General features: G+C 73.1%; 25 protein-coding genes and 2 tRNA genes. 14 read left to right on the top strand and 13 right to left on the bottom strand.

The features are described 5' to 3' along the window. Positions 1-10 precede the first annotated feature (10 nt). From E4623_RS13770 to E4623_RS13745, 6 genes are all read left to right on the top strand, one after another. Positions 11-697 (top strand): hypothetical protein, encoded by a 687-nt coding sequence (locus tag E4623_RS13770; protein ID WP_134767066.1) that lies wholly within the window; start codon positions 11-13, stop codon positions 695-697. A gap of 119 nt (positions 698-816) precedes the next feature. Further along, positions 817-2,112, top strand: a complete 1,296-nt coding sequence (locus E4623_RS13765; protein ID WP_134767065.1) for an NAD(P)/FAD-dependent oxidoreductase — start codon at positions 817-819, stop codon at positions 2,110-2,112. Then, complete coding sequence (locus tag E4623_RS13760) at positions 2,109-3,071, top strand: bile acid:sodium symporter family protein (RefSeq protein ID WP_245155069.1); 963 nt, start codon at positions 2,109-2,111, stop codon at positions 3,069-3,071. Before E4623_RS13765 ends, E4623_RS13760 begins: the two co-directional genes overlap by 4 nt. Beyond that, positions 3,068-4,042, top strand: a complete 975-nt coding sequence (locus E4623_RS13755; RefSeq protein ID WP_134767064.1) for an SDR family oxidoreductase — start codon at positions 3,068-3,070, stop codon at positions 4,040-4,042. Before E4623_RS13760 ends, E4623_RS13755 begins: the two co-directional genes overlap by 4 nt. 164 nt (positions 4,043-4,206) lie before the next feature. Continuing rightward, complete coding sequence (locus E4623_RS13750) at positions 4,207-4,758, top strand: calcium-binding protein (protein WP_134767063.1); 552 nt, start codon at positions 4,207-4,209, stop codon at positions 4,756-4,758. Positions 4,759-4,840: 82 nt separating this feature from the next. Beyond that, positions 4,841-5,377 (top strand): dihydrofolate reductase family protein, encoded by a 537-nt coding sequence (locus tag E4623_RS13745; protein WP_134767062.1) that lies wholly within the window; start codon positions 4,841-4,843, stop codon positions 5,375-5,377. Positions 5,378-5,473: 96 nt separating this feature from the next. Here the strand turns inward: E4623_RS13745 and E4623_RS22670 are convergent, their stop codons facing one another. The 8 genes from E4623_RS22670 to E4623_RS13705 all read right to left on the bottom strand — a co-directional run bounded on the left by E4623_RS22670 (position 5,474) and on the right by E4623_RS13705 (position 11,978). Then, entirely contained in the window at positions 5,474-6,337 is an 864-nt protein-coding gene (locus E4623_RS22670) for a hypothetical protein (RefSeq protein ID WP_167736570.1), read from the bottom strand. A 222-nt stretch (positions 6,338-6,559) separates the two neighbouring features. Then, positions 6,560-6,635, bottom strand: a tRNA-Ala gene (locus E4623_RS13735). Between the two features lie 66 nt (positions 6,636-6,701). Continuing rightward, positions 6,702-7,598, bottom strand: coding sequence for a hypothetical protein (locus tag E4623_RS22665; RefSeq protein ID WP_167736620.1), 897 nt, complete (start codon positions 7,596-7,598; stop codon positions 6,702-6,704). A 149-nt stretch (positions 7,599-7,747) separates the two neighbouring features. Beyond that, positions 7,748-8,311: a GNAT family protein gene (locus E4623_RS13725; RefSeq protein ID WP_245155068.1), complete on the bottom strand. Its 564-nt coding sequence runs from the start codon at positions 8,309-8,311 to the stop codon at positions 7,748-7,750. Between the two features lie 50 nt (positions 8,312-8,361). After that, positions 8,362-8,838, bottom strand: coding sequence for a molybdenum cofactor synthesis domain-containing protein (locus tag E4623_RS13720; RefSeq protein ID WP_134767060.1), 477 nt, complete (start codon positions 8,836-8,838; stop codon positions 8,362-8,364). Continuing rightward, positions 8,835-9,329 (bottom strand): cyclic pyranopterin monophosphate synthase MoaC, encoded by a 495-nt coding sequence (gene moaC / locus E4623_RS13715; protein WP_134767059.1) that lies wholly within the window; start codon positions 9,327-9,329, stop codon positions 8,835-8,837. The genes E4623_RS13720 and moaC overlap by 4 nt, the downstream gene beginning before the upstream one ends. A gap of 8 nt (positions 9,330-9,337) precedes the next feature. Continuing rightward, the gene (gene glp, locus E4623_RS13710) at positions 9,338-10,594 is read right to left on the bottom strand and encodes a gephyrin-like molybdotransferase Glp (RefSeq protein ID WP_134767058.1); all 1,257 of its coding nucleotides are present in this window, start codon (positions 10,592-10,594) and stop codon (positions 9,338-9,340) included. Then, entirely contained in the window at positions 10,587-11,978 is a 1,392-nt protein-coding gene (locus tag E4623_RS13705) for a UTP--glucose-1-phosphate uridylyltransferase (protein WP_134767057.1), read from the bottom strand. The genes glp and E4623_RS13705 overlap by 8 nt, the downstream gene beginning before the upstream one ends. Positions 11,979-12,001: 23 nt before the next feature. Between E4623_RS13705 and E4623_RS13700 the strand changes: the two genes are divergently transcribed. Next, on the top strand, positions 12,002-12,637 hold the full coding sequence (locus tag E4623_RS13700; protein WP_134767056.1) for a 5-formyltetrahydrofolate cyclo-ligase: 636 nt from the start codon (positions 12,002-12,004) through the stop codon (positions 12,635-12,637). A 210-nt stretch (positions 12,638-12,847) separates the two neighbouring features. Here E4623_RS13700 and E4623_RS13695 read toward each other — a convergent pair whose 3' ends face one another. Beyond that, a complete protein-coding gene (locus tag E4623_RS13695) occupies positions 12,848-15,604 on the bottom strand; it encodes a penicillin acylase family protein (RefSeq protein WP_134767055.1) in 2,757 nt (918 codons plus the stop codon). A gap of 86 nt (positions 15,605-15,690) precedes the next feature. On the opposite strand from E4623_RS13695, the gene E4623_RS13690 reads away from it, so the two are divergent. Genes E4623_RS13690 through E4623_RS13680 form a run of 3 tightly spaced genes read left to right on the top strand, consistent with a single transcriptional unit; the run spans position 15,691 to position 17,172 of the window. Continuing rightward, positions 15,691-16,044 carry an FmdB family zinc ribbon protein gene (locus E4623_RS13690; protein WP_134767054.1) on the top strand — a complete coding sequence of 118 codons (354 nt, stop codon included), beginning with the start codon at positions 15,691-15,693 and terminating at the stop codon, positions 16,042-16,044. A gap of 60 nt (positions 16,045-16,104) precedes the next feature. Next, on the top strand, positions 16,105-16,758 hold the full coding sequence (locus E4623_RS13685; protein WP_134767053.1) for an SAF domain-containing protein: 654 nt from the start codon (positions 16,105-16,107) through the stop codon (positions 16,756-16,758). Positions 16,759-16,818: 60 nt separating this feature from the next. After that, a complete protein-coding gene (locus E4623_RS13680) occupies positions 16,819-17,172 on the top strand; it encodes an MscL family protein (RefSeq protein WP_134767052.1) in 354 nt (117 codons plus the stop codon). Positions 17,173-17,238: 66 nt separating this feature from the next. Here the strand turns inward: E4623_RS13680 and E4623_RS13675 are convergent, their stop codons facing one another. Beyond that, complete coding sequence (locus tag E4623_RS13675; protein WP_134767051.1) at positions 17,239-17,430, bottom strand: hypothetical protein; 192 nt, start codon at positions 17,428-17,430, stop codon at positions 17,239-17,241. Between the two features lie 5 nt (positions 17,431-17,435). Next, positions 17,436-18,635, bottom strand: a complete 1,200-nt coding sequence (locus tag E4623_RS13670) for an LCP family protein (RefSeq protein ID WP_134767050.1) — start codon at positions 18,633-18,635, stop codon at positions 17,436-17,438. Between the two features lie 415 nt (positions 18,636-19,050). Here E4623_RS13670 and E4623_RS13665 point away from each other — a divergent pair, with 415 nt between their 5' ends. The 4 genes from E4623_RS13665 (at position 19,051) to E4623_RS13650 (ending at position 23,194) form a co-directional block, all read left to right on the top strand. Beyond that, positions 19,051-21,300 carry an ATP-binding protein gene (locus E4623_RS13665; RefSeq protein ID WP_167736618.1) on the top strand — a complete coding sequence of 750 codons (2,250 nt, stop codon included), beginning with the start codon at positions 19,051-19,053 and terminating at the stop codon, positions 21,298-21,300. Positions 21,301-21,492: 192 nt separating this feature from the next. Beyond that, positions 21,493-21,565, top strand: a tRNA-Arg gene (locus E4623_RS13660). Positions 21,566-21,739: 174 nt separating this feature from the next. Then, a complete protein-coding gene (locus E4623_RS13655; RefSeq protein WP_134767048.1) occupies positions 21,740-22,159 on the top strand; it encodes a hypothetical protein in 420 nt (139 codons plus the stop codon). Positions 22,160-22,396: 237 nt separating this feature from the next. Continuing rightward, positions 22,397-23,194 carry a hypothetical protein gene (locus tag E4623_RS13650; protein ID WP_134767047.1) on the top strand — a complete coding sequence of 266 codons (798 nt, stop codon included), beginning with the start codon at positions 22,397-22,399 and terminating at the stop codon, positions 23,192-23,194. Between the two features lie 203 nt (positions 23,195-23,397). On the opposite strand, the gene E4623_RS13645 is transcribed toward E4623_RS13650, so the two are convergent. Then, positions 23,398-23,712: a hypothetical protein gene (locus E4623_RS13645; protein WP_134767046.1), complete on the bottom strand. Its 315-nt coding sequence runs from the start codon at positions 23,710-23,712 to the stop codon at positions 23,398-23,400. Further along, a complete protein-coding gene (locus E4623_RS13640) occupies positions 23,697-24,197 on the bottom strand; it encodes a hypothetical protein (protein ID WP_134767045.1) in 501 nt (166 codons plus the stop codon). Before E4623_RS13640 ends, E4623_RS13645 begins: the two co-directional genes overlap by 16 nt. Between the last annotated feature and the right edge of the window lie 424 nt (positions 24,198-24,621).

The following is a 24,621-nucleotide window of genomic DNA, read 5'->3' as shown; positions in this document are numbered from 1 at the left end:
CGATGCGGAGGTGCCCGCACCGACCCCCACCCCTCCCCTGGCCCGGCTCGTCGAGACCGCGCGCCGCTGGCGCGACGCGGCCGACGACGTCGGAGGGGCCTTCGACTTCGGTCGCACGGGCACCGACGTCCTGGTGGCCGCCGCCGTGGAGTGCCTGCTCGCCGACGTCGACTCCCCCGCGCTGCGCGAGCTGGCCGGGCTGCGCGGAGACGAGGCCCACTCGCAGGTCGAGCCGCTGCTGGACGACACCCTGCACGAGCTGGGCGTGGCCGACGACGTGCCGCCGGCCGGCACCACCGTCGGGCTGGAGGGGCTGCGCGCGTTCCTGGCCCTCGTGCTGCGCGACGCGGCCGCCCTCGGGCTCGACGGGGACCTCGACGTCGTCCCGGAGACGCGGTCGCTGGATCAGCCGCACGCGACGTACCTCGTGGTGCCGGGCGGCTGCTCGTGGCTGCACGGCGGCGACGACGACCTCACACCGGCCCAGGAGCTCGAGCGCGTCGCCGACCTGGTCCACGAGTGGATCGTGGAGGAGCTCCCGGGCCGGCACCTGCGGACCAACTGGCCGCGCTGCCCGGACCACCCGGACACCCACCCGCTGGAGGTACGCCGGCACGAGGACGTCGTCGCGTGGACCTGCCCGCGCACCGGGACCCCGCACGCGCGGGTGGGCGCGCTGCCGCCGGTCGGAGGGTGAACGAGCGGGTCCCCGGGGGCGGCCGGTCGGGCCACCGGCCCGGGCAGGGGTCGCGCCCGGCGGTCCGGCCCGCCAGACTCACCTCCCACGGCACCCGCCCGACGACCCGAGGAGTCCCGATGCCCGAGCCGACCTACGCGGTGATCGGTGCCGGCCCGTCCGGCCTGGCCGCGGCCCGCAACCTCCAGCGGCGGGGCATCGGCTGGTCGGGCTACGAGCTCGCCGACGACGTCGGCGGCCTCTGGAACATCGACGGTCCGCGCAGCACGGTCTACGAGTCGGCGCACCTCATCTCCTCGAAGCGGACGACCGAGTTCGCCGAGTTCCCGATGGCCGACGAGGTCGCCGACTACCCCAGCCACCGCGCGCTGCTCGGCTACTTCCGCGACTACGCCGACCACTTCGGCCTGCGCGACGGCTTCGAGATGGGCACCGAGGTGCTGCGGGCCGAGCCGTCCGGCGGCGGCTGGGACGTCACCGTCCGCTCCGCCGCGGGTGAGCGGACCGTGCGGCACGCCGGCGTCGTCGTCGCCAACGGGACGTTGAGCCAGCCGTCCGAGCCGACGTTCGAGGGGTCGTTCGACGGCGAGGTGCTGCACACCAGCCGTTACCGGTCGGCCTCGGTCCTCGCGGGCAAGCGGGTGCTGGTCGTCGGCGCCGGCAACTCCGGCTGCGACATCGCGGTCGACGCCGTGCACCACGCCGCCTCGGTCGACATCTCGGTCCGGCGGGGCTACCACTTCGTCCCGAAGTACCTCTTCGGCAGGCCCTCCGACACGCTCAACCAGGGCAGGCCGCTGCCGCCGCGGGTCAAGCAGGCGATCGACAGCCGGCTGCTCCGGGCCTTCACCGGCGACCCGGTGCGGTTCGGCTTCCCCCGGCCGGACCACAGGATCTACGAGTCGCACCCGATCGTGAACACGCTGATCCTCCACCACCTCGGGCACGGCGACCTCCGTGTGCGTCGCGACGTGCGGCGCCTCGACGGCGACGGGGTGGTCTTCGCCGACGGCGAGCGGGGTGAGTACGACGTGGTCGTCCTGGCCACCGGTTACCGGCTGCACTACCCGTTCCTCGACCCCGCGCTGCTGGACTGGTCGGGTGCGGGCACGGCGCCCGACCTCTACCTCAACGTCTTCAGCAAGCAGGACCCGAACCTCTTCGTGGTCGGCATGATCGAGGCCACCGGCATCGGGTGGCAGGGCCGTCACGAGCAGGCCGAGCTGGTCGCGGCCTACCTGGCCGCACGGCGTACGTCGCCCGCGGCGGCCGCCGCGTTCGACGCCCGCGTGCAGGGCCCGCGGCCGGACCTGTCCGGCGGCTACCGGTACCTGGCGCTGGAGCGGATGAGCTACTACGTCAACAAGGACGCCTACCGCACCGCCGTGCGCGACCAGATCGAGAGCCTGGCGTGATCGGCCTGGTCGTCCCGCTGGTCGGGCCGCTGGTCGCCGACGTCGACGGCATCGAGATCGCCTTCGACGAGGGCTCGCTGACGACGCTGAAGATCGTCGTCGGCGCGATCCTGTTCGGCATCGCGCTGGACACCAGGATCGAGGACTTCAGGGCCGCGGCGCGGCGCCCCGGGGTGATCGCGATCGGGGTGGTCGCGCAGTTCCTGCTGCTGCCGGCGGTGACGTTCCTGCTGACGCTGGCCCTCGACGTCCGCGGCTCGGTCGCGCTCGGCATGATCCTGGTCGCGTGCTGCCCACCGGGCAACGTCTCCAACATCCTCACCCACCGTGCCCGCGGCGACGTCGCGCTGTCGGTGTCGATGACCGCGGTGAGCAACGTGCTGGCGATCTTCCTGATGCCGCTCAACGTGGCGTTCTGGGGCTCGATCCACCCGACCGCCGACAGCCTGCTCGAGGACATCGACCTCGACGCGGTCGACATGCTGCTCGAGATCGGCCTGGTCATCGGCGTCCCGTTCGTCGCCGGCACCACCATCGCCCGGCTGTGGCCGCGGGTCGCGTCGCGGGCCGGCCGGGTCGTCGGGCCGGTCGCCTTCCTCGCGCTCGGCGCGGTCATCGTCGTCGGCGTCGCCAACAACTGGAGCGTCTTCGTCGACTTCATCGGCGTCGTGCTGCTCGCCGTCCTCCTGCACGACGCGGTGGCGCTGCTGCTCGGCTACGGGATCGCCCGGGCGACGCGGCTGCCGGAGCGCAGCACGAGGGCGATGACCTTCGAGGTCGGCATCCGCAACGCGGGCCTCGGCCTGCTGCTGGTGTTCACCTACTTCGACGGGCTCGGCGGCATGGCGCTGGTCGCGGCCTGGTGGGGCATCTGGGACATCATCGCCGGGCTCGCTCTCGCCCAGTGGTGGGGCACGCGCACCTCCCGGCGCACCCCGGACGTGGAGCCGGTCCCGTGACGGACGTGCTGGTGACCGGCGGCAACGGGTTCCTCGGGTCCTCGGTCGTCCGCGGTCTCGCGGAGGCCGGGCACAGCGTGGTGTCGGCCGACCTGCGCCCGCCGGCCGAGCCGGTGCCGTCGGTCGAGCACGTCGTCGTGGACGTCACCTCGCCCGAGGCGGTCGCCGTGGCGTTCGCGGACCGGCGGGTCGAGGTGGTCGTCCACCTGGCCTCGATCGTGACGCCGGGCAAGGGCTCCTCCCGCGACCTCGAGCACGCCGTCGACGTCGCCGGCACGCGGCACGTGCTCGACGCCTGCCTCGCCCACGGGGTGCGCCGGATCGTGGTGTCCTCCAGCGGCGCGGCGTACGGCTACCACCCCGACTCCCCCGCCCGGCTCACCGAGGACGACCCGGTCCGCGGCAACGAGGCCTTCGCCTACAGCCACCACAAGCGGCTCGTCGAGGAGATGCTCGCCGCCGAGCGCACGGCCCACCCGCTGCTCGAGCAGGTGGTGCTGCGGATCGGGACGATCCTCGGCGAGCGGGTCGACAACCAGATCACCGCGCTCTTCGAGCGGCCGCGGCTGCTCAAGATCCGGGGGTCGTCGTCGCCGTTCGTCTTCGTCTGGGACACCGACGTCGTCGCGATCATCTGCCGCGCGGTCACCTCGCCGACGACCGGGATCTTCAACGTCGCCGGCGACGGCACCCTGACGATCGACGAGATCGCCCGGCGCCTCGGCAAGCCGGTGCTGACGATCCCCGAGCCGCTGCTGCGTGCCGCGCTGGCCCTCGGCTCCCGACTGCACCTCACGCCGTACGGCCCGGAGCAGACGGTCTTCCTCAAGCACCGCCCCGTGCTCGCCAACGACCGGCTCAAGACCGTCTTCGGGCACCCGCCGTCGAAGACGACCGAGGAGGCGTTCGAGGCCTGGCGGGCCAGCCGCGCCACCCGTCCGACGCGCGGACGCCGGACCCAGGACCCGTGAGCCGCTCCCCCGGCGCGCGGACGCGGCCGGGTCGGGACGGTCCACCCGGAGCACCGGCTCGACGCGATCCGGGAACGAGTCGTCGGACGGGCACAACCTCGACCTCGCTCGATGCGTCGTAGCGGGTAGGAGCGGCACCCGGCCGCCCGTCATCGGAGGTCCCCGTGCTCGTGCACCGCATCATCGCCCCCTCGATCGTCCTCGTCGGGTCCTGCGTCATCCCCGCGGCGTCGGGCTCGGAGCCCGCCGCGCCGACCTGCTTCGGCAGGGCGGCGACGGTCGTCGGCAGCGGCGTGCTCCGGGGCACCGCCGGTCCCGACGTGATCGTGGCCACCAGCGCCTCGACGGAGGTCCACGCCGGACCGGGCAACGACAGGATCCGTGGCGCCCCCCTCGCCTACGGCGGCGAGGGCCACGACCGGATCCACTACGGACGCAGCGGCGGCGGCGACATCGAGCTGATGGGCCAGGACGGCACCGACCGCATCGTCGTCACGTCGCCGGTGTTCGCGTTCCTGTACGGCGGAGACGGCCCGGACGTCCTGGTCGCCCGCAGCGGTGCGCAGTGGCTGAGCGGCGAGGACGGCGACGACCGGCTCGTGGGCGGTCCGGGCAACGACCACCTGCTCGGGGGCGCCGGCCGGGACGTGGCCCGCGGCGGCCCCGGTGGCGACTCCTGCGACTCCGCGCGGAGCCGGGGCTGCGAGCGCCGCTGAAGCTCGGCCGGACGGGCTCCGATGAGTTCCTGGGAAACCACCGGTCTGAACCGGCCCCACCGCATCGACCACCGAGGCCCACGTGCGTGACGTCGTCCTGTACGCCCTGCTGTCCCTCGACGGTGTCGCCGAGGAGCCCGGGGACTGGATGTTCGAGGCCGACCACGACGTCGTCGAGAACCTCGCCGCCGTGATCTCGAGGCAGGACGACGTCCTGCTCGGACGCGGCACCTACGACTACTGGGCGGACTACTGGCCGAGCTCGGACGTCCAGCCGTTCGCGGACTTCATCAACCAGACACCCAAGCACGTGTTCACCTCGACCCCGCCCGCCCGGACCTGGTCCCGCTCCGTCGTGGTCGACGCGCCGCTCGAGGCGTACGTGCAGCAACTGAAGGGCGGCACGGGCGGCGACATCGGGGTCCACGGGAGCATCCGCCTCGCCCGCAGCCTCCTGGCCGCCGACCTCGTCGACCGGCTGGAGCTGGTCGTCGTGCCCACCCTCGCCGGTTCCGGACGACGCCTGCTCGGCGACGACTCCGCCCTGAGACGTCTCGGCCTCCACACCGTGGCGCGGTCCGGCACCGGGTGTGTCTTCCTCGGCTACGGGCGCCCCTGACGCTGGACGAGGCGCACGTCGATACGTCGGGGGACGGCCGAGCCGATCACCGGACGCCGGCAGCACGAGCCGGGCCGCACCTCGGACCGACCGGGCTCAGTCGTCGGACCCGCGCGCCGACTCGACGGCGTCGAGGTACTCCTGCTCCGAGGCCGGGACGAGCCGGGATGCGGGGATGTCGAGGAGCGGTGCCGAGAGCGACAGCACCGCCCACTCGTCGTCGTAGCGCACCAGGGTGGCTCCGCCCATCATCTGGCCCTCGGCGGTGTCGAGGAGCATCCCGACCATCCGGAGCTCGTCGGCCCCGTAGACGGCGGCCTGCTGCTCGAGGGTCTTGAGGTAGGCCTCCTCGGACCGGTCGATCTCGTCCACCCGCGCGGCGGACAGCTCCGACAGCGGCTCGGGGGACAGCTCGTCGACCAGGTCGGCGGCGGTCAGGTCGTCGTCCAGGGGCGTCGTCACGATCTGGTCGCGCTCCGGGGCGAGGACGTTGCGGACCAGCGACCGCAGCTCGACCGCGACCTCCCCGCGTCGCACGTCCTCGTTGATCTCGTCGTAGCCGTCGGACGCCGCTGGCAGCCAGGTGGTGAACGTGACGGCGCCCTGGCGCTCGGCCTGGGCCTCGTAGGAGTAGCCCTCGACGAGGGGCTCGACCGCGAAGGCCTCGGCCGCCACCCCGCCCTCGCCGGCGGCCAGGCGCTCGACCATGAAGGTCACCGCCTCCTCCGGCGAGTCGAAGCCCCGCTCGGACCCGCCGCCGGAGCCGCCCTCGGCGTCACGGTCGGCGTCCCCGTCGTCGTCCCCGCCGACGAGCACCACGACCAGCGCGACCACCGCGGCGAGGGCCACCACGGCCGCCCCGGCCGCCACCACCCAGGGGGCCCGCGCCGGACGTCCGGCGCCCGGTGGTGGGGGCGGCGGGGAGGCGGGCGGGTGGGCAAGGGCGTGGGGGTCTGACACGGAACGGCTCCTGTCGTGGCTGCGTGGCTCGGCGACGCAGCAGATCGCGACGGCAGCGAGGCCAGGCACCACCTGCCTGCCCCGTGACCGGCCGGGGCAACCAGGCCGGGGGCGGCGGGACCGCGCCGAGCCGTCGACGCGCGGCACCGGCTGCGCCGCACGGAGGGGGTCCCGAGACGGACGAAACCGCAGGTCGGGGGCGACCTGCGGTTCCGGTGGACCTGGTGGAGCTGAGGGGATTCGAACCCCTGACCTTCTCATTGCGAACGAGACGCGCTACCAACTGCGCCACAGCCCCAGTGCGTCCTACGACGCGGTGGGAAACGTTAGCACCGCCGTTGCGGCGCTCCGAATCGGGTGCCGGTCAGTCGCCGGAGGCGCGCCGCTCGGCGGCGGAGCGCTCCGTGCTGCGCGAGGCCTCGCGGGCCTGGTCGGCCTCGCGGGCGATCGCGGAGTCGATCGCGCTGCGACCGGAGGTCCAGACGCCGGTGGAGTCGAGGTCGATGGTGCGCACCGTGCGGCGGGCGGCCTGCTCCTTGCCGACGTACGTCGGGAGCGTGGTCGGGACCGGGTCCCAGCCACCCGGCGCGGGCGTGACGGCCGGCTGCTCGGGCTCCGGCTCGGGAGCGTCGTCCTCGAGGACGACGGGCGCGTCGTCCGGCTGCTCGGCGAGGACCGCGGAGAACTCCTCGGTGAGGGGGCCCCCGTCGTCGACGGCGGGCTCCTCGACGCTCGGCGGCGCCGGCGACCGGGCCGCGGGGACGTCGACGGCCCGCTCCTGCTTGACCATCAGCCGGCAGGCGACCAGCCAGGCGACCAGGACGGCGCCCGGTGCAGCCAGGGCGACCCACGCGACCTGGCCGAGCGCGGCGAGGACGCCGACGACGACGCCGGCCAGCAGGATCGCGATGACGACGCGGAGCCGTCGTCGGGCGGCGCGCCGGGCCGCGGCGCGCCGGGTGGCGACCGGCCGCGCCGAGCCGGCGGGCTCGACCCTCTCGGGCTCGACCCGGGTCGGCTCGATCGGCGTGGCCCTCGCGACCGGCGCGGTGGCCGACGCCGCGGGGCGACCGGGCGTCACCACCAGGCGCGCGGTCTTGCGGTCGACGGGCTCACGCCGTGCCAGCACCCGCATCCGCTCGGAGAAGCCCTCGACCGACCGCGAGGAAGCACTCTCCTCGTGGTGGCGGAGCGCCTTGGGGATCAGGTAGACGGCCCAGGCCACTGCCAGGGCGACGAAGATCAACGCGCTCAGGTCCACGTCCTGAGGTTAGGAGCGATACCGCACGGTCGGTCGGACGTCCAGGCGTGTGTCGCAAATTGCTGGTGTTGCTCGTGGGACTCACCCGGTCGCCGAGTCGGCGTTCCCGCTCAGTCCGGACGCCGACTCGGCGGCCTTCTACTTCGACTTCACGCCGACTCGGCGTCGTCGAGGCGCCGCTGCAGGCCTCCGGGCGGCAGCTCCTCCCGGGTGATGCCGTAGAGCCGGTGGTCGCGCCACTCGCCGTCGATGTGGAGGTAGCGCGGGGCGTAGCCGACCTCGCGGATACCGAGCTTCTCCACGACGCGCAGCGAGTTGGAGTTCTCGGGGCGGATCGCGATCTCGATGCGGTGCAGCCCGGCGGCACCGAAGCAGTGGTCGACGGCCATCGCCACGGCGCGGGGCATCACGCCACGACCGGCGAACTCGCGGTCGAGCCAGTAGCCGATCGAGGCGAACTGCGCGGAGCCGCGGACGATGTTGTTGACGGTCAGCTGCCCGGCGAACCGGCCGTCGACCTCGATCGCGAACGGCAGCGTGGTCCCCTGGGCCGCCGAGCGCCGCAGCCGCCGCACCAGCCGGCGGAACGTGACCGGGCGCGACGGGGCGCCGGGCGGTGCGGTGGCGTCCCACGGGACCAGCCACGCGGTGTTGCGGCGGCGGGCGTCGCGCCACGCGTCGACGTCGCCTCGACGCAGGGGGCGCAGCACCACGACGGGTGAGCTGCCCGACGTCAACGTCGCCGGCCAGCCGGCCGCGCGGCTCAGTGGTCGCTCCCGACGACCTGCTCCACGGCGTGCACCAGGACCGGCGCCAGCACCGCGAGACCGTCCTTCACGCCGCCGCGCGAGCCCGGCAGGTTGACCACCAGGCAGTCGCCGACCACGCCGGCGAGACCGCGCGACAGCACCGCCGTCGGGACGCCGGCCGCGGCGCCCGCCGCGCGGATCGCCTCCGCGATGCCCGGCACCTCGCGGTCCAGCAGCGCGGCGGTCTGCTCCGGGGTGCGGTCGGTCGGCGTCAGCCCGGTGCCGCCGGTGGTGAGCACCACCCGCGCTCCCCCGTCGACGGCGGCCCGGATCGCGGCGCCCACCGGGTCGCCGTCCGGGACGACGACCGGTGCGTCGACCACGAAGCCGAGCCCGCGCAGGGCCTCGACGATGAGCGGCCCGGTCTCGTCGGCGTAGACGCCGGCCGCGGCCCGGTTGGAGGCGACGACGACCTCGCCGCGCATGCTCATCGCTCGCCCGGCCGTGCCGCGTCGGGACGCGCGAAGTCACCGCTCTTGCCACCGGTCTTGGTCTCGATCCGCACGTCGGTGATGACCGCGGCCTTGTCGACGGCCTTGACCATGTCGACGACGGTCAGCGCGGCGACCGCGACGGCCGTCAGGGCCTCCATCTCCACGCCGGTGCGGTCGGTGGTGCGGACCGCGGCGGTGATGTCGACCGACGCCGCACCCACCACGAGGTCGACGGTCACCGACGACAGCGCCAGCGGGTGGCACAGCGGGATCAGGGACGACGTCTGCTTGGCCCCCATGATCCCGGCGAGCCGCGCGACGGCGAGCGCGTCGCCCTTCGGCACGCCCTCGGCGTTCAGCAGCGCGACGACGGCGGGCGAGACGAGCACCCGGCCCGACGCGGTGGCGGTGCGGGCGGTGACGTCCTTGGCCGACACGTCGACCATCCGGGCGGCGCCGTGCTCGTCGACGTGGGTCAGCCTGTCCATGGGTGTCCTCAGTCCTGGTCGAGCCGGATCACGGTGACCCGCTCGCCCGCGGCGACGGCGGTGACGTCCTCGGGGACGACGATCAGCGCGTCGGACGCCGCGAGGTCGCCCACCAGGTGCGAGCCCGACCCGCCGACCGGCTCGACCTCGGTGACGGTCGTGCCGTCGGGGCCCACCGTCACGACGCCGCGCAGGAACTGCCGGCGCCCGGCGGGCGAGGTGACGGCGTGCGTGAGCCGGGCCGTGACCGGGCGCCGCGTCTCCGGCGTCAGGCCGAGCATCCGGCGCAGCGCCGGGCGGACGAACACCTCGAAGGACAGGTAGGACGACACCGGGTTGCCCGGGAGCGCGAAGAACGGCACCCGGCGCTCCGGGTCGTCGGGGCTGACGAGGTGGCCGAAGCCCTGCGGCTTGCCGGGCTGCATCGCGAGCCCGCCGAACCACACGGTGCCCACGCTCAGCAGCGCCTCCTTGACGACGTCGTAGTCGCCCATCGAGATGCCGCCGGAGGTCACCACGACGTCGGTGCCGGGGAGGCGCTCGGCGAGCGCGTCGAGGAAGGCCTGGGGCCGGTCGGGGACCAGGCCGACGCGCGACGCGACGCCGCCGGCACGGCGCACGGAGCCGGAGAGCAGGTAGGAGTTGCCGTCGTAGATGGAGTCGGCGTCGAGCTCCTCGCCCGGGTCGCGGAGCTCGGAGCCGGTGGACACGACGAGCACCCGCGGCCGCGGGCGCACCCGCACCGTCGGGCGTCCGAGCGAGGCGAGCAGCCCCAGGTGGCGCGGTCCGAGCGCGGTGCCGGCCTCGACGACCAGGTCGCCCACGGCGACGTCCTCGCCGGCGAAGCGGACGTGCTGGCGCGGGGCGGCCACCCGGGAGATCGTGACCTCGGCGGTGCCGCGGTCGGTCCACTCGTAGGGGACGACGGTGTCGGCGCCGGCCGGCATCGGCGCACCGGTCATGATCTTCGCCGCCGATCCGGGCGGCAGGTCGTGGACGCCGGACTCGGCCTGGCCGGCGCCGATCTCGCCGATGACCGGCAGCGTCACGGGGGCGTCGTCGGCCGCGGCGGCGACGTCCGCGCTGTGCACGGCGTAGCCGTCCATGGCGGAGTTGTCGAAGCGGGGCAGACGGATCGGGGCGACGACGTCCTCGGCCGCGGCGAGGTCGAGGGCGTCGAGCAGCGCGAGCTCGACGGCGGCCGACGGCGTGGTCGCGGCGAGGATCGACGCGAGGTGCTCGTCGACCGAGCGCAGGTCAGGCATCCGACCCGGTCGACTCGAGCACCGCGCCGGCGTCGATCCGCTCGGGACGGGTCGCGCTCAGCTCGACGTCGCCGACGACCTGGACCCCGCGGCCGAAGGTCACGTCGCCGTCGACGCGGAAGGAGGAGGCCCGCACCAGCGAGGGCGCACCCTCGGGGAAGCGCTTGTCGAACTCGCCGACGAGCCTGTAGACGTCGGTGTCGAGGTCGACGAACGGGATCTCGGAGGCGACCTGGTCGAGCACGAAGTCGGCGCCGACCGCGTAGACGTCGGAGCGCAGCACCAGCAGGTCGTTGGTCGTCTTGACCGGCACGAACCGGTCGCGGCCGACCTCGATCAGCTGCGAGCCCTCGAACACCTCGATCGCCGCACCCATCGCCGTCTCGACCTGGATGACCTTCGGCGTGCTGGGGTCGCCGGGGTCGACGGTCTTGACGTTGCGGATCAGCGGCAGCCCGAGGATGCCCTGCCGGACGTCGAGCGCCTGCTTCATCGCGCCGAGGTCGAACCAGAGGTTGTTGGTCGAGCAGAACCGGTGCCGGTCGAGGTCGGCGAGGGCGTCGCGGTCGGCGTCCGGGGTCTGCGCGGTCTCGCGCAGCACGATCCGGCCGTCGGTGCGGCGGCGCGCGAAGTGCCCGCCCTTGCGGTCCGACGGCGTCCGGCGGACGGCCTCGATCGCGAACGGCGCCCCGCTGCCCGCGAACCAGCCCGCGACCCGGGGGTCGGGGACGGCGCCGAGGTTGTCGGAGTTGGAGACGAAGACGTGGCGGTAGCCGCGCTCGAGCAGCAGGTCGATCAGGCCGGTGCCCCGCATCGCGGTGTAGAGGTCGCCGTGGCCCGGCGGACACCACTCGAGGTCGGGGTCGGCCGGCCAGCCCACCGGGCTGAGGTCCTTCTCGAGGAGCTTCGGCACCTTGTTCTGGAGGAACTCCAGCGGCAGGCCGTCGACGGCGAGGTCGTCGTAGCGCGCGAGCGCGGCCATCGTGTCGGCCGAGGTGCGGAACGAGTTCATGAAGATCAGCGGCAGCGGGGCGTCGTGCGTCTCGCGCAGGTGCAGCACCTGGCGCGCGATGATGTCGAGGAACGACCGGCCGCGGCCGACGCACAGCAGCGACTTGGCGCGGTCCATGCCCATCGAGGTGCCGAGGCCGCCGTTCAGCTTGACGACGGCGGTGTGCCGGATCGCCTCCGCGGCGGTGGCGTCGTCGACCTCGACGTCGGCGAGCGACGGCATGTCGACGGGGTCGATCGTGGCCTCCGGCACCATCCCGGTCTCGCCGTGCTCGAGGAGCCGGAAGTAGTGCGAGAAGGTGTCGATCGCGACCTCGTCGACCCCGGCGTCGGCCATCTTGGCGCGCGCCCGCTTCAGTGCAGGACTACCCATGACACCGAGCCTAGGCTCATCGGGTGGCCCCCGCACATCCGCCCGCGCAGACACCCGGCCCGACCCCCGGTCCGACCCCCGGGCCGACCCCCGCCAAGGTCGCCCTCCGCGACCAGGTCCTGACCGCCCGGAACCGCCTGTCGCCGGCCCAGGTCGGCACCCACGCGCGAGCCCTCGCCGGGCTCGTCCTGGCCGCGCCCGAGGTACGCCGGGCCGCCACCGTCGCGGCGTACGTCTCGGTCGGCACCGAGCCCGGCACCGGCCTGCTCCTCGACGCGCTGCTGGCCGCCCGCCGGCGGGTCGTCCTGCCGGTGCTGCTCCCCGACGGCGACCTGGACTGGGCGGTGCACACGGGCGCCCCGGGCGGCCTCGCCCCTGCCCGCCGCGGTCTTCTCGAGCCGACGTCCGAGCGGCTCGGCGTCGACGCGGTCGCGACCGCCGACGTCGTCCTGGTCCCCGGCCTCGCCGTCTCCGCGACCGGCCTGCGGATGGGCCGCGGCGGCGGTTCCTACGACCGCGCCCTGGGCCGCGTCCCCGTCGGCACCTTCACCTGCGTCCTCCTCTACGACGCCGAGACCGACCGCGCCGTCCCCGTCGAGCCCCACGACCGGCCGGTGACCGCCGCCGCCACCCCCTCCGGCCTCCGCCGCTTTCCTTGACCCCACCCGCCCCAGGCGTCCCACGGGAGCGGTAGTCCCGGCCGTTTGGGCCCCGAGACAGCCGATTCCAGGGCCCGTACGGCCGGGACTACCGGCGACGGGTGGCGTCCCACGGGAGCGGTAGTCCCGGCCGTTTGGGCCCCGAGACAGTTGGTTCCAGGGCCCGTACGGCCGGGACTACCGGCGACGGCGGGCGCCCCCCACCACCGGCTACTCCGCGGGTGGCGGGACCAGGGTGAGGACGTCCTCGCCGGCGGCGTCGACGGCGGAGCGGGAGAAGGCCCAGGGCAGGGTCTCGCCGGCGACCATGAGGTCGGTCTGGTCGGTCTGGTGCGGGTGGAAGGCGTGGCCGGAGACGCCGGTGAGGTTGATCCAGCGCGAGGCGTCGAGGTCGGCGAGGTCGACGAGCATCCGCATCGACGGCGCCGTGACGACCTCGAACCCCTCGGCTGCGTCCCAGCCGGTCGCGTTGACGATCGAGCTGCCGCCGGCAGCCTCCCAGCCACCGCGGTTGAAGAGCCGCTCGACGACGCCGATCCCGGACTCCCCCAGGGTCGAGGAGCGGAGCTCGAGGCGGTGCAGCGCACCCCACGTCCAGTCGTCGGGGTCGGGGCCGACCATCGAGGTCAGGTCGTCGCGCGCCTGCAGCAGGGCCGCCCGCAGGACGTCGTCGCGGGTCTCCACGACGCCCTCGGTGGCGAGGTCGTCCCACCACGGGTTACGCGCATCTTCCAGGATCGCCGGCAGCGCCGCCATCCAGCGGGTGCCGCCGTCCGGCCACAGCTCCTCGGGCAGCTCGTCGTGGAACGTCATCGCCAGCAGGTCGCGCCACACGACGTTGTAGTAGGCGGCGGCCGCGCTGTCGGCGGGCTGGCCGAAGTCCCAGGTGGCCAGCAGCCGCTGCCCGTCGTCGTCGTAGCCGTCGTCGAGGGCGACGTCCAGCAGGTACGGCACCAACACCGGCGCGAGCGGGTTGCGGTCGTCGAGCTGGACGTCGAGCATCTCCTCGGCCGAGACCGTGCCCCCCTCGTCGGACTCGTCGGACTCGTCGGACCCGTCGGACCCGTCGGACCCGTCGGCCAGCTCGTCCTCGAGCAGGTGCCGGATCCGGTCGGAGCGGTAGCCGGTGTCCCAGTCCTCGCCGAGGAAGTAGGGGTAGCGACGGTCGGTCACGGCCTGGTTGGCGGTGACGACGAAGCCCTCGGCGGGGTCCAGGACGCTGGGCAGCCCGTCGAAGGGCACGTACTCGCCGGTCCAGTCGTTCTCCGGACGCCACCCGGCCGAGGGGAGCATCCCGTCGTTGCCGGACACGCGGATCGGGATCCGGCCGGGCGCCTGGTAGCCGATGTGGCCCTCGCGGTCGGCGTACACGATGTTCTGGGCGGGGGCGGCGAAGTCGGCCACCGCGGTGCGGAAGGTGTCCCAGTCGGAGGCGCGGTTGAGCCCGAGGACGGCGTCGGCGGTGGGCGCCGGGGTGAGCGCCGTCCACGAGAGGGAGACGGCGTACTCCGTGCCGCCCCCTGGGCCGCCCGCCCCGTCGCCCGCCCCGTCGCCAACCCCGTCGCCGGCCCCGTTCTCGGCAGCCGCGACCAGCCCGACGTCGGCGACCAGGTCGTCGACGTCGGACAGGATCGGGCCGTGCCGGGTCGATCGGACGGTGATGGTGACGTCGTCGCCCCCGGCCACCTCGATGGTCTCCTCACGGATCTCGAGGTCGCGGAGCCGGCCGCGGTAGCGCCACCGGTCGCCGACGACCTGCTCGACGTAGAGGTCGGTGACGTCGGGGCCGAGGTTGGTGAAGCCCCAGGCGATGTCGGCGTTGTGGCCGATGATGACGCCGGGCACGCCGGAGAACGAGAAGCCCGCGACGTCGTAGGGGCACGCCGGCCCGACGCTGCGGCAGTGCAGGCCCACCTGCATCCACACACCGGGCATCGAGACACCGAGGTGCGGGTCGTTGGCGAGCAGCGGCGCACCGGTGTCGGTGTGCTCGCCGGAGACGACCCACGAGTTACTGCCCAGTCCGTCGCCGCGACCGAGCCAGGCCGGCATCCGGTCGAGGCCGGCGGCGAGGCGGCCGAGCCGGTCGGCGACCTGGCCTCCGGGGCCGAACGGCGGCCGCACCGGGTTGCGGGTGCCACCCGTGGTGGCGTCCTGCTCGAAGACCCCGTCGACCACGGCGCCCTGCTTCACGATCGGGTCGTGCTCGGCGTAGGGGTACGGCGGGAAGAGCGCGGCGGTGCGCTCCTCCCCCACGGCGGCCGTGGAGAGGGCGCGGTCGATCTCCTCGGTCATGTTGCCCCGCAGGTCCCAGGCCATCGCCTTGAGCCACGCGAGCGAGTCGACGGCGGTCCACGGCTCGGGCCGGTAGTCCAGACCGCCGACGTCGAGGACGGCGTACTCGAGCGCGATCGCGCCGAGCGCCCGGTCGTCGAGGTAGGCGTTCACGCCGGCGGCGTAGGCGTCGAGCGCGACCCGGGTGTCGGGGTCGAGCAGCGGCAGCTCGGCCTCCGCGACCCGGCGCCAGCCCATGGTGCGCACGTAGGCGTCGGTCTCGACGGCGTCCTCGCCGAAGAGCTCGGCGAGCCGGCCGGCGGTGGCGTGGCGGCGCACGTCCATCTCGAAGAAGCGCTCCTGGGCGTGCACGAAGCCCTGGGCGCGCATCAGGTCCTCGGTGGTGTCGGCGTAGATCTGCGGGATGCCGTGCTCGTCGCGCACGACCTGCACGTCCGCGGTCAGCCCGGCCAGCTCGAGCTCGCCGGTCGTCTGCGGGAACGAGCGGCGGACCACCACGACGCCGGCGAGCAGGCTCGCCACCAGCACGAGCACGAGCGCGACCACGACGTACGACGAGACCCGCAGGGTCCGCGGCAGCAGCCGGAAGCGGCGCCACCACAGCGGCGGCCACCGCCGTCGTGACGTCGACGGGTCGGCGGGCTCGTCGAGCTGGGGGCTGGTGACCGTCATCGTGCGGAACATTCTGCCGTGACGTAGAGTTGGCACTCGTCAGGGCAGAGTGCCAATCCCTCTCCCGACCCCATCCGAGGAGAACCGTGCCGACCTACCAGTACGCCTGCACCGAGTGCCACCACGCGTTCGACCAGGTCCAGAAGTTCAGCGACGACGCCCTCACGGTCTGCCCCGAGTGCCAGGGCCGGCTGCGCAAGGTCTACAACGCCGTCGGCGTGGTCTTCAAGGGCTCCGGCTTCTACCGCAACGACAGCCGCGCGACGTCGTCCTCGAGCGTCCCGGCGGGCGAGGGCGGCTCGGACAAGTCGGAGAAGAAGGCCGACAAGAAGGCCGACGCCAAGCCGGCCACGAAGAGCGACTCGTCGGGCTCCTCGTCGGGCAGCTCGTCCTCGTCGGGCAGCTCCTCGTCGGGCAGCGCGGCGTCCAGCAGCTCCTGACCTCGCGGAGCCCTGTGGAGAGCCGCGACGGCCGCGGCGCCGCTCGCCTAGCGTCGTCGGATGGCCGACGTCGCGTTCCACCCCCGTCCTCGTAGCCGGCCGGCCCGCGCCCTCGGTGGCGCGCGCCGGGCCCTGCTCCGTCGCCGGCGTCCGCTCGCGGCGCTGCTGGCCGCCGTGGCCGTGGCGGCCGGGCTGGCCGCGACCCGTGCCGAGCCGCCGCCCGCGGTGACGGTGACCGTGGCCGCCCGCGACCTGCCGGCCGGCGAGGTCGTCCACGAGCGCGACCTGACGACCGTCGAGCTGCCGGCGGACGCCGTCCCGGCCGGCCTGGCCGCGGCGGCGACCGGCCGGGTGCTCGCGGCGCCGGTGTCGCGCGGCGAGCCGCTCACCGAGGTCCGGCTGGTCGGCGCGGGCATGACGGCCGGACGACCCGACCTGGTCGCCGTCCCGGTCCGGCTCCCGGACGCCGGGGCGGTCGCGCTGCTGCGGGTCGGCGACGTCGTCGACCTGGTCGCGGCCGACCCGCAGGCCGGCACGGCGTCCACCGTCGCTCCGGACGCGACCGTGCTCGCCCTGCCCGCGGCCGACGACGTCACCGGGGCGACGGGGATGCCCGGGCGGCTCGTGGTGGTCGGCGTGGCGGCGTCGGAGGTGACCGATCTCGCGGACGCCACGGCCAGGGCGATGCTGACGTACGCCTGGGCGAACGACTAACGTCGTCCCCGGCCCCGCGCCCTCCCCGCGCCCCCGCCCCGGCACCCAAGGAGCACCGACATGACTGGATTCAGGAACTTCCTCTTCCGGGGGAACCTCGTCGACCTCGCGGTCGCGGTGATCATCGGTACGGCCTTCGGTGCCGTGGTCACCACCTTCACCAGCTGGCTCACCGCCCAGATGCCCGACTCGACCTCGGAGTACTTCAGCAACGTCGAGAACAGCTTCGGCGCGTTCCTCAACGCCGTCGTCTCGTTCGTGATCCTCGCGGCGGTCGTCTACTTCCTCGTCGTCACGCCGTACGTGAAGGCCAAGGAGCGCTTCTTCCCCTCGCCGCCCCCGGGCACCCCCGAGGACATCGAGCTGCTCCGCCAGATCCGCGACTCCCTCGTCGGCGGCACCCACAAGGCCTGATCCGCGGGTCGCGACGGGCCCGCCCGTCGCGACACACGACGCGGGGTGGCCCCTCGCTCATGCGCCTCACCCGTGGTGGGGTGGCACCTGCGACTTCAGCCAGGCATCGGAGGCCGACTCCTCGCGCGGGGAGCCCGCGCCGGCGTCCCGCTCGTCGGAGGTGGTGTCGGGCAGGGTGTCGCCGAAGATCGCCTCGAGACGCCGCCGGCGCTCCTCGCGGGTCTCGGGCCGGGCCGGCCGGGCGGGCTCGTCGGTCACGACGATCAGGCGCAGAGCCCGGCGGACTCGCGCGCCGCGACCTTGTCGGTGGTGGCGGTGCCCGTGCCACCGGTCTTCGCGCCGCTGGTGACGTCGTCGGCGGCGGTGATCACGTCGGGGATCAGCTTGTTGGTCACCGGCTGGTCGTTGACGACCTTCTTCCACAAGGCGTCGGCCTCGGGCAGCCAGGCGACCCGGTTGGGGTCGACCGGCGAGTACTGCCACGGCACGGTGACGAACTTGATCTTGTCGGCGCCGATGTCCTTGAAGGAGTTGCCGACCTTGGCCATCTGGATCGGGGACTCGAAGTCGGTCTGCAGCGAGGACGTCGCGGCGTCCAGGAAGCCGACGACGCGGTCGACGCGGGTCAGGGTGCCGGCGGAGAGCAGCTTGCTGGCCATCGCCGCGATGAAGGCCTGCTGGCGCTTGACCCGGCCGAGGTCGGAGCCGTCGCCGAGGGTGTAGCGGGCGCGGACGTAGTTCAGCGCCTCGTTGCCGCGGACCTCACGGGTGCCGGCCGGGATGCTGATCCCGTGGTCGGGGTCCTCGATCGCCTCCGGGATGCAGACCTGGACGCCGTCGATCGCGTCGACCATGTCGCGGAAGCCGTTGAAGTCGACCTTGACGTAGTTGTCGAGGCGGATGCCGGTCAGCTGCTCGAACTGCTGCATCGTGCACGCGGGCCCGCCGACGGCGAACGCCTCGTTCCACATCGCGTCGTCCTGGCCGGGGATGGTGTTGCCGTCCGCGTCGGTGCAGTCGGGACGGTCGACCAGGCTGTCGCGCGGGATGCTGATGCCGTAGGCGAAGGTGCGGTCGGCGGAGAGGTGGAACATGATCGTGGTGTCGGACCGCTCGCCGTCGCCGGTGAGCCCGTCGATGTTGTTGCCCGCCCCGTCGCGGGTGTCGGAGCCCATCACCAGGATGTTCATCGGCTCCTGGGGCCCGGCGACGGCCTTCTTCGCCGGCCGCGCGGTGAGCTGCGCGTCGTAGTCCTGGTAGTCGATGTTGTCGCCGAGGTGGCGGTAGAAGTACGTCGCGCCGAGACCGACGACGAGCCCGAGTGTCACCACGCACGCGGTGATGACCGTCAGGACCTTGTAGCGCTTCTTGCCACGGCCGCGGCGCCTGGGCGCCGACGGGGCCGGGGTCGCGGACCCCTCCGGGGAGATCACGTCGCGGGCGGGGTCGGACTCGAAGGACATGGGCACCTTGGGTGTCGTCGGGCTGACCAGGACATTCTGCGGGGTCCGGACCGCCCCTCCCAAACCGCGGCGGACCGCTGTCGGCGACGTCACAGCCGACGTCGCCCCACGAGTCCCAGGGGTCACCTGCGTGCGTGGAGGACCAGCGGCAGGGCCGATTCCTCCGCGCCCGGACCCGTCGGCGCCGGTCGGGCCGTGGTCTAGACGCCGTCCCGCAATCGGCGGAACCTGCCCCCGGGACCGTGCCGAGGGAGGAGAGTTTTCCCACGGGTCGGCGGTGACCACCTGGACGCCGTCTCATCGAGCTGAGAGCAGACCTGACGTGCTGTTGGTGAGGCGTGACGCCCCGGATCGTCCTGCGGACCTGCGCCGGACGGTGCGCCGTGCCGCGGCCGGTTCCGTGGTGCTCGGACTGGTGACGTTGTCCGCCGGACTCGCGTGGGCGGCGCTGGTGTCCCACGAGGCCTCCGACCTCGCTGCTCGCACGTTGGACAGGCGGGCTGCTGCCGTACAGGACGCGGCGCAGGACGAGGTCCGGCGCTACGGCGACGCCCTGCGGCTGGTGGCGGCCGGTCTCGCGTCGGGTGACCAGGTCGACGCAGCCGCCTTCGAGACCGCCGCCGCACCGTTGGACTCGATGGCCCTGGCCGGCGCCACCTCGCTGGCCTTCATGGCCGCGCCCGTGGACGACGCCGGGCTCGACGCCTTCCAGTCCACCTGGCGCGCACGCGGGTCGGCCGGCCTCGAGCTCGATCCGGTCGAGGCTGCCGGCACCCACGTCTTCGCGGTGTTCAGCAAGCCCCTCGACGGGAGCAGCCAGCGGCGCACCGGCGTGGACGCGGCCGCGGCTCCTGCCGCCCGCGAGGCGCTGACGCTGTCGCAGGAGCTGGGCGAGGTGACGATGTCGCCCGCCTACCAGCTCATCATCGACCAGCAGCTGCCGGAGACCGAGCGCCAGACCTCGTTCGTGGTCACGGCACCCGTGCTGAAGCAGGACCGGCTCCTCGGCTGGGTGCTGATGGGACTGCGGGGCCAGGACTTCCTCGGGGGCGTCCTGAGCCGGGCCGCCGAGGGACACGTCGACGTCTCCCTGTCGGCTGACGACACGGCGGGCCAGGAGCTCACCGTCGCAGCCGCCGTCGCCGAGCCCGGCGGCGCCGGCGCCGGCGCCGGGGCTGGAGGCGCCGGGACGACGTCCGACCAGCAGCGCACCATCACCGTCGCGGTGGCGCAGCAGACCTGGACCCTCGACGTCGCCGCCGACACCCCGGCCCTCATCGGCGACATCCGTCACCGGCCGGCTGCGATCCGAGCGATCTCGGTCGTCATCGCGCTCCTCGCTGCGGGGCTGTGGTGGAGCGTCACCTCGAGCCGGGCCCGGGCCCGTGACGAGGTGCGAGCCGCGACACGAGACCTTGCCGCCGCCGAGGCGACGGCCCGCAGCCAGGCAGTCATGCTCCACACGATGGTCGAGACCATCGACGAGGTGGGGGTCACCGTGGTCGACGCCGACGGCACCATCCTCGTCCAGTCCCGCTCCGCACGACGGATGCTCGGCGTCGACGCCCAGGCCGACCCGGAGGCCGGGACCCCCGGCGGCATCGGGGACGTCGCGAGGCCCGACCAGTGGCAGCAGCACTACGACGTGTTCTCCCTGGACGGGTCGCCGTTCCCCCAGAGCGAGATGCCGTTGGTGCGGGCCCTGGCCGGGGAGGCCTCCGACGACATCGAGATGGTCATCCGGAACGACGTCCGTCCCGACGGCATCCAGATCGCCGTCTCGGGGCGGCCGATCACCGTGGGGCAGGGCCGGACCGGCGCGCTGGCGGTGTTCCGCGACGTGACCGAGGAACGACGGCACCAGGCCGAGCAGGCTGCGTTCGCCGGCATGGTCGCCCACGACCTCAAGAACCCCCTCACGCTCGTCCGGGGCCTCATGGAGCTGGTCGAGGACGGCCTGCAGGACCTCACCGGTCCGGAGGCAACCACGAGGACGATCGCGACCCACCTGCAGAAGTCGGCGGCGGCCGCAGGCCGGATGGCCAAGCTCATCGACGACCTCCTCGCGTACACGACCGCGGGCAACACCGCCCTCCACGTCAGCGAGGTGGCGCTGGGCGGACTGGTCCGCGACACGCTCGTCGACGTCATCGCCGGCCACGTCGCCGAGCGCCGGGCTGCTGGTCACGCACCTCCGCAACCGTTGGTGCACGTGGGTGACCTCCCCACCGTGACCTGCGACGAGGAGCGGATGCGCCAGGTCCTCGGCAACCTGGTCGGGAACGCACTGAAGTACGTCAAGCCCGGGACCCGACCCGTGGTCGACGTCACCGCCGAGGCCCGCCGCCGCGGCGGCGTCCGGATCTTCGTCAGCGACCGAGGCATCGGCATCCCTGACGCGCTCCAGGCCGAGGTGGTCAAGCCCTTCGTCCGAGCCCCCAGCACGACCGCCGACCAGACGAACTACCCCGGCACCGGCCTCGGGCTGGCGATCTCCCACCGCATCGTCGAACGTCACGGCGGCACCCTGCGACTGCAACCGAACCCCGGCGGCGGCACCGTCGCCGTCATCGAGCTGCCGGGACCGACCCGGGCACCGGACCTCCCTCCGGACCCGGAGCCGACCACGACACTCGAGCCCGTCGACACGCACGTCACTGGCTAGGCCGGGTCCCGTGGCTGTCGCGACCTCGGGACGGCGAGGCAGCGGTGCTACCCGGATCCCAGGAACGCGACGCGCACGTCCCCGGCGCCAACCCCGCCGCGACGGGAGGAGGCTGTGTCGCTGATCCCGACCGGGTCCTGACAGGATGGAGCCCGTCATCGTGGCCCTTCACGCCGAAGGTGCACGTGGCCCGCCCCAGTAGCTCAGTGGATAGAGCAGCCGCCTCCTAAGCGAAAGGTCGTAGGTTCGACTCCTACCTGGGGCACCCGATAGCACCACTGATGTAGCCATTACTGCGGCCATCCCGCGCTTGTCGACGCAGACGGCTACGTTCGCCGACATGGAGACCATGGGGGTCCTTGGGCTTGCGCGACCCTCGTGCGCGCCAACCTCGTGCGTTCACACCACACCAACGGGTGCACGCTTCTAGGCTCCGTCCATGAGCACCTCGAGCCCCCCTGGCTGGTACCCGCATCCCACGAAGCGCGGCAAGTACGGGTACTTCAACGGCCGCAACTGGGACGAAGAAGTTCGAGATGCTCCGCCAGCTGGCGCCGCCGCACGACCGCAGTCTGGTGAACGCGATCCGCTCGACGTTCTCGCCGGCCGCCGCGAGGCCTCGCAGAACGCACCCATCCGAACGACTGGCTCGCCAGTGTCGCCCTGGGCAATCATCGGTATCGGTCTGATCGTCGCGGTCGTGGGGAGTGTTCTGCTGGCCGTCGACGACGGCGCCGACGGGTGGGCACGAATGTTGGGCCTCGTGGCTTCGGGCCTCGCGAGCATCGTCATTCTCGTGGGCGCCGTAGCGGCCGGCGTGGTCTTCGGGCTCCGTTACGACCGCGAAGGGCCGACGTAGTCGCCGGACGGGGTAAGCGACCCCTGTCGGTGCACACGGCTACGACGGCCTAGACGAGGACCAGGTCCGCGAGATGGTCGCGAAGGAGCACCCAAGCATCGCCCTGTAGGACCGCCTCTATGAGGGAATGGCCGCGGCAGCGCGCGGCGCCCGCGGGTCGCGAGGCCAGAAGCGCCGCGCCATCGCCGACACTGCAGTTGAGTCCGAACCCGACGACCTGACCGATGTGGAGCCCTGATGAAGCACGTCGCACTGACGGCCGCGGTCGCGCTTCTCGTTCTCACCGGATGTCGCACAGTCGACGACAACCCGGACAACGAGCCGACGGCTGAGGCGCCGGTCTTCACGTCGGCGGCTGAGTTGCTCGAGGCGGCCAAGGCTGCAGGACTCACCGTGTGTCCCGACCCAGCCGAGCCGACGAACGCGAGCCGGGCTTCCGACCAATTGTGGTGCGGCCTTACGAACTACTTGATAGCGGCGCGGATCTTCGAGGATGCAGTTGATCAGGCGTATGACATCGACGGACAACGCGAGCTGGCGTTCTTCGACCTCAAGGACGGGCGTGAGCCGTCGTCGATCGCCTACAGCCCGAACGATGCGGGCCAGCCGTTCTGGATGATCGTTGGCCCGCTCGACGAGGTCCGCGATGTCGCTGACGCGCTTGGCGGCGAGGTCATGGATCTGACCAACCCGGACAACGCCCTAGCCCCCGGCGAGCAGCTCGCCTGTCGGTGGCCGCGCTTACGGTCACGACATGCACATGGGGAGCCGCGCCGAGCGCTGCTGGGGGCCGAGCGTGCCGTGACGACCGCGGCCACCACCCTGGCGGTTCTTCGCCGGGCTCACCGACTGGAAGTTCGAGTGGACAGGCGACCTGCCGCCCGGCCCGCTCGGTCAGTCACGGTACGCCGAGAAGCGTGCTGCTCGCCGAGGGCATGGACCAGGCCGAGAGGCGGTGCACGATCGCCCACGGGGCCTGACACATCCTGCGCGGCCCGGCTACGTCAGCGCACCGCGCGCGCGAAGAGCTGTTGATCGACCGCCAGGTCGGCTGGCTGCTGCTGCGTCTGCGCGGCGCATCGGCCGCGCCCCGGCCTGGCGCGGGCGGACTACGCGGCAGCGGCCGACGAGCTCCGGGTCGACGAGGGCACTCTGAACGTCCGGCTGCCGACGCCGGCGCCGCACGAGCGAGGGCGGTTGCACGACCAGTTGGCGACGGTGCTTGTCGACGCCCTGGCCTAGCGCGCAGATGGGTAGTTGCGGTCCATGTGATCGCGCAAGGCGATGATCTGGTTGTCGATCGAGTTGCCGTCCTGCTCGAGCAGTTTCATCAACGACCACGTGAGGGCACTGGACCCATACAGCAGCGCCGAGATGTCGAGGTCCCGGGTTCCAGCCTCGTCGTCGACGATCAGGCTGATCGCGCCGATCTCGTTGAGACGGAGCACCGCGGTCCGAGCGGCTCGCTCCTTCACGGCGTCGCCCTCGATCTGCTGCGTCGACAGCATGTCGAGCAGGACATGCGCGGTCTGCCGGATCAGGTCATTTTCCACGGGCCGGACGATACGCGGGACGCTGGAATCCGGGGATCAGATGCGTTTCTGGTCGTCGTCTCGGGGCACCCGCCGAGAACGAGCAGCTCCCGGTCCACGAGCGAGGCCAACAACTGCGACGAGCACCGGCACCACTCCCAGCTAGGCGCGGCCTGCATGGGCGAAGTCAATGTCCGGGAGGTTCCCGGCCGGGATGCTACGGCGTCAAACGGCAGCACCGCCGTCGCCTTCTCGACCGCCTCGAGCTTCGGGGCCCGGTGGATGCGTCGATACTCCCCCGACTGCGCCGCGGTGGCGTGCCCGAGCATCGACTGGATGAGGACCGGCTCGACACCGGCCTCGTTGAGCTGCGTGGCGGTGACGTTGCGGCGGCGCCCGATGGTCGCCATGATCCAACTCCGCACCGGCGAGGCGGCGGCGTTGTAGCCGCGCGGCGAAAGCGTGCGCTGCTTGATGTCGAGCCACGCCGCGGCCCAGGCCTTCACCGTGGTGCTCGGTGACCAGGCGCCTCGCGCTCAGGCGGGGGACCCCCGAGCGCGAGGCGCTGGCCTGCCGGCTCGACCCGTGGGGAGCCGGCTGCTCGAGAGAGGCTCATCCTGGTGACGCCGACGGCCCAGCGGGGCCTGGCGACCAGGGTGTGAGCCTCTAGGCGTTGCTCGGGCCGACGGGGCCGGAGATGTCGAGAAGGAACGGGACCATCGCTACGTCCATGTCCATCCACTCGACCGCGTCGGCCGGAGGAGACTGCCACCCAATTGTCACCTGTCGAGTAGACGCCACCGAACAGAACGTCGTGGTCACGGCTGATCCACATCTTGGAAACGGTGTCGGCGGTGATCGGGCGCCGACTCAGGAGCCGTCGGCAACCTCGACGCTCAGCAGGGTCCAGCGCTCCGGGATCGACCTCTG

This window comes from Nocardioides sp. 1609, assembly GCF_004522105.1.
In the GTDB taxonomy this organism is placed as follows: domain Bacteria; phylum Actinomycetota; class Actinomycetes; order Propionibacteriales; family Nocardioidaceae; genus Nocardioides.
This window is presented reverse-complemented; position numbering and strand designations above follow the sequence as displayed.

What these genes read in the sequence shown, in the direction of transcription:
- E4623_RS13765 (WP_134767065.1), top strand. Translation starts at nt 817, where the DNA reads ATGCCCGAGCCGACCTACGCGGTGATCGGTGCCGGCCCGTCCGGCCTG.
- E4623_RS13720 (WP_134767060.1), bottom strand. Translation starts at nt 8,838, where the DNA reads ATGAGCATGCGCGGCGAGGTCGTCGTCGCCTCCAACCGGGCCGCGGCC.
- moaC (WP_134767059.1), bottom strand. Translation starts at nt 9,329, where the DNA reads ATGGACAGGCTGACCCACGTCGACGAGCACGGCGCCGCCCGGATGGTC.
- glp (WP_134767058.1), bottom strand. Translation starts at nt 10,594, where the DNA reads ATGCCTGACCTGCGCTCGGTCGACGAGCACCTCGCGTCGATCCTCGCC.
- E4623_RS13705 (WP_134767057.1), bottom strand. Translation starts at nt 11,978, where the DNA reads ATGGGTAGTCCTGCACTGAAGCGGGCGCGCGCCAAGATGGCCGACGCC.
- E4623_RS13695 (WP_134767055.1), bottom strand. Translation starts at nt 15,604, where the DNA reads ATGACGGTCACCAGCCCCCAGCTCGACGAGCCCGCCGACCCGTCGACG.
- E4623_RS13685 (WP_134767053.1), top strand. Translation starts at nt 16,105, where the DNA reads ATGGCCGACGTCGCGTTCCACCCCCGTCCTCGTAGCCGGCCGGCCCGC.
- E4623_RS13680 (WP_134767052.1), top strand. Translation starts at nt 16,819, where the DNA reads ATGACTGGATTCAGGAACTTCCTCTTCCGGGGGAACCTCGTCGACCTC.
- E4623_RS13670 (WP_134767050.1), bottom strand. Translation starts at nt 18,635, where the DNA reads ATGTCCTTCGAGTCCGACCCCGCCCGCGACGTGATCTCCCCGGAGGGG.
- E4623_RS13655 (WP_134767048.1), top strand. Translation starts at nt 21,740, where the DNA reads ATGAGCACCTCGAGCCCCCCTGGCTGGTACCCGCATCCCACGAAGCGC.
- E4623_RS13650 (WP_134767047.1), top strand. Translation starts at nt 22,397, where the DNA reads ATGAAGCACGTCGCACTGACGGCCGCGGTCGCGCTTCTCGTTCTCACC.